This is a genomic window from Microbispora sp. NPDC046933, assembly GCF_040644635.1.
Classification (GTDB): domain Bacteria; phylum Actinomycetota; class Actinomycetes; order Streptosporangiales; family Streptosporangiaceae; genus Microbispora.
Window position 1 is genome coordinate 249824 of sequence record NZ_JBEYWW010000003.1, and the last position, 11677, is coordinate 261500.

Consider the following 11677-nt stretch of genomic DNA (forward strand, 5'->3'; position numbering starts at 1 on the left):
ACGAGCTGGCCCACGGCGGCCCCGGATTCGACGCGGCCGCCGCGCTGGCCGTTGTGACGCCGGAGCGGGGCCGGGTCTCGACCGCACGCGGGGAACCGCTCGCCAGAGAGCTGGTCGGATTGAACGCCGGGCAGCGCAACGCCGTGGAGCTCGCCCTCGCGCCGACGCTCACGTGGCTGTGGGGCCCTCCGGGCACCGGCAAGACCACGACTGTCTCCGCCCTCATCGCGACGTTGAGCAGGCGCGGGAAGCGCGTGCTGCTCGCCGCGCCGACGAACGCGGCGCTGGATGTGGCGGTCCAGTCAACTGCTGAAGCGCATGCCGGAGCTCGCGAACGGCGCCCTGGTGCGCCTCGGCCAGCCGGCCGACCAGTCGCTGGCCGACCGGACGGAGGGCCGCGTCCTCATCGACGAGATCGCGGCCGAACGCGGCGCCCCACTGGCGCAGCACCGCGTCGAGGTGAGCCGGCGGCTGCGCGAACTGCGCAGGACACTGAACGCGCTGAAGCCGGACCAGGGGCAGCTCACGCCCAGGCAGGAGACCACACGGCTGCGCGCCGAGACGGAGATCGCCGAGCTGCAGGCGGTCGTACGTGAACTGGACAGGAGCCTGCGTGACGTGCGGCGGCAGATCTGCCGGGAGGCGACCGTGGTCGCCGCCACCGCTCACCAGGTCGTCCTGGAAACCCTCAAGGAGATCTCCTTCGACGTGGTCGTCCTCGACGAGGCCAGTATGACCAGCGCCGCCCTCGCCATGCTCGTCGCCGGGGCCGGCCGCGGGCACACGGTGATCGCCGGGGACTTCCGTCACCTGCCGCCGGTCGCCGTGGCGGACACCCCCGCCGCTCAGGAGTGGCTGCGGCGCAGCCCCTTCGAGAAAGCGGGGATCGCGAGCGCCCTGTCCGAGGGCCGCATGCCCGCCCGCCTGGCCGCCCTCACCGAGCAGTACCGGATGCGTGAGCATATCGGCCACATCGTCAGCACGGCCTTCTACCCCGAGAGCCCGCTCGTCACGGCCCCGAGCGTCGCGGGCAGAGCGATCCGAAGCCGGGCGCCATGGGCGAGCGCCCAACTGGTGGTCGTCGACGCCTCCGGTATGAAAGCCCGCACCGCCCGCAGGCAGGGAGTCTTCTCGCGGTACAACCTCATGCACGCACAGCTGGCGGCCGCATTGGTGGCCGGGGCGAGCGAACAGACCCGGGACCTCGCTCTGATCACTCCGTTCGCGCCTCAGGCCCGCCTGCTGGAGTCGCTCCTGCCCGAGGCACACCTCGACGAGTGGGCGGCCTCCACCGTGCACCGCTTCCAGGGTGGCGAGCGCGACATCGTCGTGTACGACACCGTCGACAGCGGTCGTGGTGTGTCCCGGCTCCACCGGTGGTTCACGGAAGGCGGCACCGGGAGCAAGGGAGCCCGCCTGCTCAACGTGGCGGCCAGCCGCGCCCGCGATCACCTGGTGGTCATGGGCGCCCTCGATCACCTGCATCCGCACGGGTCCCCCCGAGACCCCGTCTGGACGTTCTTCGCCCACCTGCTCGATCGGGCCACACGCCTGCCCTGGGACCACCTGCCCGCCTTCTCCCGTGGTTTCACCGAACGTGTCACGAGCGGGATCGTTGATCGGCTGCGCGACGACATCCGCGCAGCGGCCACGGTCGACATGTGGCTGCCGCGCGCACCCGTACGGGGACTGATCGAGCTCCTCCCCGCGCTGCGGTCGATCCGCGACGACGACCCCGAGTCGGAGGCGGTGAACATCTGGATCGAGCCGGAGGCCGACGGCCACCTGCCCACGGAGGCCCTGTACGCCCGGCGCGACGGCGTCAACGTCCGTCCCTGCCTGCCCGTGTTGGAGTCGTGCGCCGTTATCGGCGACGTGATGTGGTCCGCCGCCGAATCGCTGCTCGGCCCCAGCACCGGTGTCGTGCTGCGGACCGAACACCATGCGTTCGCCGACGCCGTACGGCGCATGCAGCGGCGGCGCTCGGGAGCGGCACCCGGGAGTGGCCGTCCCGGCGACGACTGCGGACGCTGCCGGCGCATGCTCGTCCGCTACGAGCAGGGCCGCGCGGGACAGCCGGACCTTCGCTACGAGTGCCCGGCCTGTGATCGAACGATGGTGGGGAGCAACGCCAGACGGCGCCGCTCACGAATGAGGTGACAGCGCCCACTGCGCCGACTGCGAATTCTCCCGAATCACGTATTCGCTCTATTGCGCGAGTTTCGATCCGAGGAACGCCGCCAACAATAACGACGGACCGAATGCCAGGTGAAACATCCGGACAAAATTCGGAAAGGCGAGAAGTGCCTCAGCGCATGATTTAGCATCGACTGCCGGGCAAACGTCGCCGAATCGACGGGGCATTCGGCCACATGGGGTGTCGTTGGCGTGGAGGGGCCGCTTGGGATGGCGTGATGAGGTGGCTACGGCACTGGACCAATGGATCGCGTTGGAAGGCGGAGGCGGGCGATCGCCGCAATGGCGACGGGTCGGCGCCGCACGGTCCACGTCCGAGCCCGGAATCTTCGTGGTCGACATCCGGGGTTCGGATCTGAGCGCCGATCAGCTGAACGAATTATGTCTGGCGGGCGCGGAACCGGACAGCGTGAGGGCCGGCTTTCCGGCGATGGACGCGACGGTGGAAGGACGTTTACTGCGGATACGGGTGGCAGAGTTCGCCGAGCCGTCCGACCCACACGTCTGGATCCTGCGGCACCCGTCGGCCTTCCTGCTCACCGCGTTGCGCGACGGCATCGCCGGACTCGCCGACGGCGGTCTCGCCAACCTGCTCGCCCGCGGCGAAATCGGCGGAACCCTGGCGGCGGCTCCGGTGCCCCCGGGGCTCTTACCTGCCCAGCAGCTGGCATATCGAGCCTGCCTCGGAGCGGGCGTCTGGCTGGTATGGGGACCTCCCGGGACCGGAAAGACGCGGCTGCTGCAGGCCGCGATCGGTGACCTGATAGCGGCCGGCAAGCGGATCCTGCTGGTCTCCAGCACCAACATCGCCGTTGACAACGCCCTGAAGGGGGTGCTGGCACAGCAGCGTCATCGGCCGGGCGAGATCGTCCGGGTGGGGCCGCCGCAACTTCGAGAGGTCGCCGAAGATCCGGACGTCTGCCTGCCTCTGATGGTGCGCGCGCGGCTGGCCGAGGTTGAAGAGCGACGCCGGGCCGTGGCGGCGAAGCTTCTGGAGATGCGTCGCGACGAAGACCGGTTGCACCATCTCGATGCCCGGCTCACCGGCTTCGACGCCGCCGCATACGAAAAGGCGCGGGCCCGGTTGCGTACGCCCGGCCTCAGCACCGAGTCGCTGGTGGAAGCTCTCACGGCATGCGAAAGGGCCGCGGAGAACGGCGCACGGGCTGCGGCGGACGCGCAGCGGCGATGCGATGCCGCCGAGCGGGCGGCCGCCGAGGCGCTCCCCGCACGGCGTGAGTGGCAGCGGGTCGAGGAGAGGCGCCGGGAAGTGGTGAAGGTCGAGGAGGCCGCCACACAGGCCGAGGCTCGTGCTCTGCTCGCAGAGAACGACTGCGCGCGGATCGAAGGCGAGATCAGGAAGCTGCGACGCGCTTCGGGGAAGGTCAGATGGCGAGATCGAGGCAGGCTGGCGGAGCACGAGCGCGCACTCGTGGACGCGATGTCCCGCCGAGATGAGCTGCGCTCCCACGCTGCGACGGCCCGCCGTACGGCGGAACGCTTCCGCGAGGACACCGAAGCGGCGCTGACGCAGGTCGTCGCCCGCATCCCGTTCGGCCCTGACGAAATCACGGGCCGCGAGGACACTGCGCGCCGGGCGGCCACCGAGCTCAGCGGTCTGCAGACGACCCAGATGGAGACCCTGGATCGCCTCGAAAGCCTACGGCAGGCCCAGGCGATGTCTCGGGCCGCGGAAGAGCTGGTGGCCGAGTGCGACCGGCATGAATGGCCCGCTCACCATGCGGAGGCCGAGGCTCTGCGCAGGAAGGCGTCTCGGGAAGCCGCTCGCCGCACCGAACTGGAGAAACAGCACACCCAGCTACAGGAGGAGTACGACCGGCTTGCCCGTGATGCTCAGGGGGAGATCATCAAAGCGGCGCGGCTGGTGGCCACGACACTTGCCAGATTCCGCACCACCAAGGCCGTCCTCGCGGGCCCCTACGACGTCGTGCTGATCGACGAGGTCGGGGCCGCAACACTGCCGGAGGTCCTGCTGGCCACGGCCAAGGCCTCGGGTTGCGCCGTTCTGCTCGGCGACTTCATGCAGCTCGGCGCGGTGCTGCCGAATCCGATCAAAGACAGTGAGCGGCCCGACATCCGCCGCTGGCTGGTCCCCGACGTCTACGAGCACTGCCGTGTCGCCTCGCCGGAAGCCGCCGCCGACCATCCGGGCTGCCTGGTCATGGACACCCAGCACCGCTTCGGTCCGTACGTCATGGATTTGGCCAACCGCCTCGCCTACGGCGGAGTCCTCAAGGCGGGCACTGGAGTGCGGCCCCGCACCCTCGACGATCCGGAGATCGTTTTCATCGACACGGACGGCCTGCACGAGCTGGCCCAGGTCCACCGTACGGGCCGCAAGAGCGGCTGGTGGCCGGCAGGAATCCTGCTCTCCCGCGCCCTCATCGACCTTCATCAGGACGACGGCGAAACGGCGGGAATCGTCACCCCCTACGGCGTCCAGGCAGAGGCCACCCTGGAGGCGCTGCGCGACATCGAGCAGAATGATCGGCAGTTGGTCGAGGTCGGCACGGCCCATCGCTTCCAGGGCCGGGAGTTCCCCATCGTCGTCTTCGACACGGTGGAAGGGCGTCACGGAGAGGGCATGTGGATGGCCGACGCATCCGCACTCCCTAGTGCCGGACGCTGGGAGCGCGAAGGGCTGCGCCTGTTCAACGTCGCCGTCACGCGAGTCCGGACCCGGCTTTACGTCATCGGAAGCGGCGACCGGGTCTCTCACGCACGTGCCGGAACCGCGCTCGGTCACATCGCCGCCCTGCGCCGGGAGCGGAAGATCCGCCGGTTGGAGGCGACGAAGCTGATCTCACCACCCGCCGACGCCGCTGCCGACCTCGGCCCCTTCGGCGCCCGGCTGGCCGACGTCCTCGGGCGCCACGTGGAGATCACCGCCGTCGACGACGAGCGCTCGTTCTATGAGACCTTCGCCGCCCGCCTCGCCGAAGCACGCCACTCCGTCTGGCTGTGGTCTCCCTGGGTGGCCACGCGGGTCAGGACCATCCTCCCCGCGCTGAAGGACGCGGTGGCCCGCGGTGTCCGCGTCACGGTCTTCGTCCGGGATCCCAGCGACTCTATGCAGCAGAAGCAGAGCTTCGCCGATTGCCTGGCCGAACTCCGCGCGATCGTTCCCGCTGTCATCGAGGTCAACGTCATGCACCAGAAGATCGTCGTCATCGACGAGTTCCTCGTCATGCTGGGCAGCCAGAACGTGCTCTCCCAGAGCTGGACACGGGAAGTGATGGTGACCATGCGCGGCGGCCACTTCGCTCGCAAGATCCTGCAGCACGAACACGCGGAGGACTTCAGCCGGCCCCCTCGTTGCGATCGCTGCCGGCAGCCGCAGGTCGATCTGCGACGCCGTCAGAATGGGCGTTGGTATTGGCGCTGCTACAACAAAGCCTGCCCGGGACGGTCAGGTAGACAGGCGTGGACGGCCGACGTCGTCTTTCGCGGCAGCCGCGCCGATCGCACCGTCTGAGATCGGCCGGACGCGCTGACGACATTCTCAGGCCGGAGGAGTGAGCTCGCCCGTGCCGAAACCTTTGACGATGGCGGTGGCGGTGGCGCGGCCCGCGATGTCGAGGTTCCGGAGCTCGTCTTCGAACTCGAAGACTTTCCGGAATGCCTCGCCGTAGCGCCGCTGCTCCTCGACGGGCATGCGCGGCACCAGCACCCGGCGCGGGTCGAACCGGCTGATGCTCGATTGGGAGCCGCTGCCCGGCCCGGTGGAGGTCGCCTTCAGGAAGCCTGCCAGGAAGTACGCGTCGATCCGTTGCGGGTCGGGCCGCAGGAGGGTCAGTCGCGGGCCGAGCACGATACCCTTCTCCGTGACGACTCTCACCGCGAACTCGCCTGCTCTGGCGGCTACGACGACGTCACCCGGTTCTGTGACGATGCGGTCGTCCGCCTGGGTGCGAGACTGCGGTGTGGTGCCGGAGAACAGGTCCTGGTCGGTGATGACGGGGTCGCCCGATCCGGATATGTCGAACCGTCCCGAGCTGAACACCTTGATCGCCCCGGCCCGCTCAACCTCGGCGAGATCGACCGAGGGCATCGTCTTGGCCGGAGCGGGAACGGCTGCGGGGACCATCGTGGTCAACCGCTCCAGGCGTTGGAGCAGCTGCTCGCGGACCGCCGGGAACTGCTGTGCCGACGCCTGGTCTTCCATGTTCACGTGCCGGCCGGGGGTGAGGTCGACGTTCTCGTCCATCAACTCGATGATGGGGACGGCACACACCGGCCCTGCTTGTTCCGCCCATTGCCCGGGGGCGGAACGGAACTCCTGCCAGCGGTCGGCGATCTCGTCGAAGGTCTCCGGCTCGGCCTCGGCCATAAGAACGTGGGATGGGACCGGGTCGCCCTCGGCCGGCTTGCGGAGAACCCACAGGTGCAGGGGAAGGCCCGTGCCTACCCCCATCCTCGACGGCAGGCCGATGACCGCCTGCAGCGTCCCCTGCCGGAGGAGATTGCTCCTGATCCGCCGGCCGGACCGGCGGTTGGCGGCCACGGCGGGCATCAGCATGACGGCGATGCCGCCGGGTTTCAGGTGTGACAGGGCGTGTTGCACCCACGCGAGCTCTGATTCGGCCTTGGGCGGCAGCCCGTACGCCCAGCGGGGGTCGCTGGCCAGTTCGTCGTAGCCCCAGTTGCGCTCGTTGAACGGCGGGTGGCACAAAACCGCATCAACAATGAGATCGGGCCAGGAGTCGCAGCGCAGGGAATCACCGGTCCCCACCGATCCCTTGATCCCTGCCAGAGCCAGCCGTGTCCGGGCGAGGCGTGCGACGGTGTCGTCCGCCTCCTGACCGTACGCGTGGTCCACGTGGCGGATCGTGGTGAGCAGTGTCCCGAGACCGCACGCGGGGTCGAGGACGGATCGGACGTCCGGGCCGGCCAGCCTCGCCATGAACTGCGCGATCTCCGGCGGCGTCTCGAACAGCCGGCGGGAGTGGACGTCGGCGTAACGGTCGAGAAGGAACCGGGCCGCCTCGGCACTCCCCTGCTCCTCGGCGAGCTCCTGCAGCAGCCGCCAGGCGGGAGCGGCGACAAGACGGCGTTTCCCCTGGCCGAGCAGAAGCTCCGTGGCCTCGGCGACCACCGCTCCCAGGTGCAGGTCGTCGGCGGCGTTCCTGATCTGCTGCCAGGCGCGTTCCCTGAGCGGGACCTCCTCGACCTTGCCTTGGTGGAGAAGCCACTCCTCCACGGCCTTGAGCGAGAACGTGGGGCTGGTCGCGGTGCCGCCGACCGGTGCCGGGAAGTCCTCGTACCGCTTACGCCAATTACTCACGGCCGCACGGCCGACGCCGACCATTCTGGCGATATCGGCCGCGGTGACGGTCGCCTCGTCCCCCGCCATCATCGGCCTCCTCATCGTCCCCGGCTTACGCCGTCAGGATCCACGTGTATGCCGTTCACAGTTTAGCCGCATGCTTGTAGCCCCTGAGGTCGGCCGAAGCGATTACCTGCTTGTAGCCCTTCTCGTCCTCCGGATGCGCGCTCAGCACGTAGAAGGCGACCTTCGACTGCGGCAGGTACCAGATCATCATCGTGTACCCGAGGTTGACCTCGCAGGCGACCTGCCACTTCCGGTAGTACGCCTTCCTGCCGTCACGCATCTTCGCGAGCCCGGAGTGGACGAGCTGTGAGGCACAGGGATCGATGCCGTAGTACAGCCCCGACTCTCCCTCGTCCTCCGAGTTCGATCCATAGGGATCGCGGAGCACGCCCCCTCCCGTCAGGCAGGGCACGTGCTCCCCCCACATGAAGCCGAATTCGGAGTCCTCGATGCCGAAACCCGGCCAGCCATCTTTGGTGGACGTGAGCTCGATAGCCATGGAATCGGGACGGCAGAAGAAGTCCCAGGGACCGTCGACTCCCCCTGACCGGGGAGACTCCACGCAGGCCCGATCGTCGCCGTCGGTGGTCATCCGCCAGCCCTTGGGGAGCGTCAGTGAGACGCCCTTGAAGGACACCCTCCTGCCCGCGTTACTGCAGGAGTCTGGTCGGCGGAGCGGGAGCGACGCTGACCTCGGGCCAGTCGGGCGTCTCGTGCGGAGGGAGCACCCAGGTCCGCTGGATGAACGAGGTGACATCGCCCGGTTCCGTCTCGGGCTCCTCGCCCTGCCAGGTCTCGGACACCACAGCGAGGACGTTGGCAGCGGCGGGCCGCTTGGCGGGGTCCTTGGCCAGTGCCCGGCCCACAAGGTCACGCAGGTCCTCCGGCACGGCTTGGAGGTCAGGGATCTGCTCGCGCACCCGGTAGGCCAGCACCTCGGGACGGCCGGTGCCGTACGGCGGCTCGCCCGTGGTCGCGTACAGCACCAGCAGGCCCCAGCCGTAGACGTCGGCCGGGGTGCCGGCATGGCCGTCGCCGTACTCCTCGGGGCTGATCCACCCGGGCGAGCCGATCAGCGTGCCGGTGTGTGTCATCGAGGTGGAGTCGAGGACCTTGGCGATGCCGAAGTCGATGAGCCGGGGCCCCTGCGGCGAGAGGATCACATTCGGCGGCTTGAGATCGCGGTGCACCACCCCGGCGGCGTGCATGGCCACGAGCGCCTCCGCCACCCCGGCGGCCAGGCCGTACAGGGCGTCTCCGGTCAGCGGCCCCTCGGCCTGCACGTGCTGTTCCAGCGTGGGCCCGGGGATGAACTCCGTGGCCAGCCACGGGCGCTCCGTCCCGGGGTCGGAGTCGAGCACGCGGGCGAGACAGGCTCCCTCGACCCCGGCGAGTACGGAGGTCTCCCTGCTGAAGCGGCGACGGAACTCAAGGTCGACCGACAGGGCCTCGTGGACGAGCTTGACCGCCACACGCCGGCCGGAGCCGTCCAAGGCCGCGTAGACAACCCCCATGCCGCCCACACCGAGACGGCCGACCACCAGGTATGGACCGATCCGGTGCGGATCGCCCGTCAACAACGGCTGCACGCACCCTCCGTGCTGATGTCACGAGGCGCGACCAGTTCGAGCGGATTCACCGCTCTGTGCGCCGCAAGAAACATGACACAGAAGTCGGATCAGAGCAACCGTCGATTAACTTGTGTGCGTAGTTCACAGCATGCTTTACTTGCGGCAGTCCTCGTTCACACCCCCGCCGTGGATTCCCGGCCGGCAACGACGAAGAAGGCCTCCCTATGCACTCGAACCCCCAGCAGCCGGCGCACGGCTACCCGCCGCCCTACTCCCAGACCGTCGTCGTGCAGAAGAAGGGCGGCGGCTGTCTGAAAGCGCTCCTGGTCGGCGCCGCCGTGCTCATGGGCCTGATCGTCCTTGGAACGGTCCTCAAGGGCGGCGGGCAGACCGACACCCGGGTGAGCCTGACCGAGACACCCGAGCGCACCACCCAGACCGGCAAGCCGAGGAAGCCGCAGGTCCCCGGGCTGGGCGACGTGGTCAAGGACGGCAAGTTCGCGTTCAAGGTCAGCAAGGTCGAGAAGGGACTGTCCCAGGTCGGCGAGGGCTTCACCGTCTCGAAGGCCCAGGGGCAGTACGTCCTGATCCACCTGACCGTGAAGAACATCGGCGAGGAGGCGCAGATGTTCAGCGACTCGGCGCAGAAGCTCATCGACGCCAAGGGCCGCACGTTCGACGCCGATTCCGGAGCCGCCGCGCTCGGGCTCAAGGACTCCAACGCGTTCCTCAACAACATCAACCCGGGAAACGCGGTCAACGGCATCCTGCTGTTCGACGTGCCCAAGGACGTCACGCTCACGGCGGTCGAGCTGCACGACTCGATGTTCTCCGATGGTGTAACCGTCTCCCTGGCCCGGTGAGGCATGGGCTACTACTCCAGCGTCATGGGCTGCATGCTCGGCGGTGCCATCGGAGACGCTCTGGGCAACCCCGTCGAGTTCATGTCCCTGGCGCAGATACGCGCCGTTCACGGACCGGACGGACTACGCGACATGGTCTCGACCGAGGTCACCGACGACACGCAGATGACCCTGTTCACGGCAGAAGGGCTGATCCGCGCACGCCTTCACCGCATCGACCCCGTCGAGGCCGTCCGGAACGCCTACCTCCGCTGGCTCGACACCCAGCAGTTCCCCGAGCCGCCGGCCGCAGACGAGGTCGTACGCAACGGGTGGCTCAGGCAGGAGGGCTGGCTGTACGCGAGACGGGCGCCGGGCATGGCCTGCCTGTCAGGGCTGTACGCCAGTGGGCGGCACGTGGACGTCCCCGCCCCTGGCGCCATCGGTGAGATCAACCCGCTTTCCAAGGGCTGCGGGTCCGTGATGCGTTCCGCGCCTTTCGGACTGTCGGTGTTCGACCCGTTCGAGACGGCGGCCCGCTGCTCCTACCTCACCCACGGGCATCCCACGGCCTCGCTGTCCGCCGGCGCATTCGCCGCGATCATCCACGACCTGGTTCGCGGCGACTCCCTGGAGCAGGCCGTACGACAGGCACTCGGCCGCCTCACCGGCTACCCCGCGCACGAGGAGACCGTCAGCGCTCTGCGCGCCGCTGTCCACCTGGCTGGACCCGAGCCGACAGCTGAAGCGGTCGAATCCCTCGGGGCGGGATGGGTCGCGGAGGAGGCTCTCGCAATCGCCGTCTACTGCGCGCTGGCCGAACCCGACCCAAGAAGGGCCCTCCTCCTGGCGGTCAACCACTCCGGCGACTCCGACTCCACCGGCGCCATCTGCGGCAACATCCTCGGCGCCCAGCACGGGTTCAGATTCCTGCCCGCCGAATGGCTCGACACGGTGGAAGGCCGCCAGACCCTCGTAAAGATCACCTACGACCTCCTGACAGAACCCACCACACACGGTTACTGGACCGACCGCTACCCCCTCTGAGGAGAACGCCCGTGTTCCGCCGCATGCTCGCCGTACTGGCGTTGACCACCGCCGCCCTCACCACGCCTGCCGCCGCCCACGCCGACACGACCTACCGCAGCGAGGGTGACGACGTCGTCCGCATCCACGCCACGAAAAAGCCCGGCCTAATCCGCTTCACCCACGACGGCGAGTCCAACTTCATCGTCCACACGGTCGACCCGCGCGGAAGGGCCGGGGAGTACCTGGTCAACGAGATCGGGCCCTACGAGGGGACAGTGCTCTACAACGACTACGGCACCAGGGGCACGAGCGGGCTGGAGATCAAAGCCGACGGATCGTGGACGGCGACGTTCCTGCCCCTGACCAAGGCACGCTGCTGGTGCTCGGCGACGATCCGCGGCGCCGGCGACCAGGTCCTCAAGCTCTCCCCCACCCGCGGTCTGCACACCGTCCGTGCCGCGCACAACGGCGAGTCCAACTTCATCGTGCACGCCTACACCCGCATCGGCTCCTACGGAGACCTGCTCTTGAACGAGATCGGCAGGTACAGAGGCAAGGCCCTCCTGCCCGTCGCCACCCGTCTCGTCACCGTCCACGCCGACGGTGCCTGGACCCTCACCCGGAACTGAAGGCCACGAGCCGCCTTCGCCTCACTGGTCGCATAGGCATTTCTAACCATTTGTGTG

The 11677-nt window shown here is 68.8% G+C and carries 8 protein-coding genes and 1 pseudogene; 6 read left to right on the forward strand and 3 right to left on the reverse strand.

The genetic code is table 11. The annotated features are described in order from the left end of the window. Window positions 1-53: 53 nt before the first annotated feature. The 3 genes and pseudogenes from ABZ857_RS05755 to ABZ857_RS05765 all read left to right on the forward strand — a co-directional run. A pseudogene (locus tag ABZ857_RS05755) lies at window positions 54-302 on the forward strand (AAA domain-containing protein); the annotation flags it as partial. Between the two features lie 16 nt (window positions 303-318). After that, window positions 319-2160, forward strand: a complete 1842-nt coding sequence (locus tag ABZ857_RS05760; protein ID WP_357038062.1) for a DEAD/DEAH box helicase — start codon at window positions 319-321, stop codon at window positions 2158-2160. A 259-nt stretch (window positions 2161-2419) separates the two neighbouring features. Then, window positions 2420-5692, forward strand: a complete 3273-nt coding sequence (locus ABZ857_RS05765) for an AAA domain-containing protein (RefSeq protein ID WP_357038065.1) — start codon at window positions 2420-2422, stop codon at window positions 5690-5692. A gap of 27 nt (window positions 5693-5719) precedes the next feature. Here the strand turns inward: ABZ857_RS05765 and ABZ857_RS05770 are convergent, their stop codons facing one another. Genes ABZ857_RS05770 through ABZ857_RS05780 form a run of 3 tightly spaced genes read right to left on the reverse strand, consistent with a single transcriptional unit; the run spans window position 5720 to window position 9138 of the window. Beyond that, entirely contained in the window at window positions 5720-7585 is a 1866-nt protein-coding gene (locus ABZ857_RS05770) for an N-6 DNA methylase (RefSeq protein ID WP_357038068.1), read from the reverse strand. Between the two features lie 40 nt (window positions 7586-7625). Further along, window positions 7626-8186, reverse strand: a complete 561-nt coding sequence (locus tag ABZ857_RS05775; protein WP_357038071.1) for a hypothetical protein — start codon at window positions 8184-8186, stop codon at window positions 7626-7628. A gap of 13 nt (window positions 8187-8199) precedes the next feature. Beyond that, on the reverse strand, window positions 8200-9138 hold the full coding sequence (locus ABZ857_RS05780) for a serine/threonine-protein kinase (protein ID WP_357038074.1): 939 nt from the start codon (window positions 9136-9138) through the stop codon (window positions 8200-8202). 206 nt (window positions 9139-9344) lie between these two features. On the opposite strand from ABZ857_RS05780, the gene ABZ857_RS05785 reads away from it, so the two are divergent. From ABZ857_RS05785 to ABZ857_RS05795, 3 genes are read left to right on the forward strand one after another with little or no spacing between them, the layout of a single operon-like run. Beyond that, window positions 9345-9983, forward strand: a complete 639-nt coding sequence (locus ABZ857_RS05785) for a DUF4352 domain-containing protein (protein ID WP_357038077.1) — start codon at window positions 9345-9347, stop codon at window positions 9981-9983. 3 nt (window positions 9984-9986) lie between these two features. After that, window positions 9987-11009 carry an ADP-ribosylglycohydrolase family protein gene (locus tag ABZ857_RS05790; protein WP_357038080.1) on the forward strand — a complete coding sequence of 341 codons (1023 nt, stop codon included), beginning with the start codon at window positions 9987-9989 and terminating at the stop codon, window positions 11007-11009. 11 nt (window positions 11010-11020) lie between these two features. Beyond that, window positions 11021-11620 carry a hypothetical protein gene (locus tag ABZ857_RS05795; protein ID WP_357038083.1) on the forward strand — a complete coding sequence of 200 codons (600 nt, stop codon included), beginning with the start codon at window positions 11021-11023 and terminating at the stop codon, window positions 11618-11620. Window positions 11621-11677 lie beyond the last annotated feature (57 nt).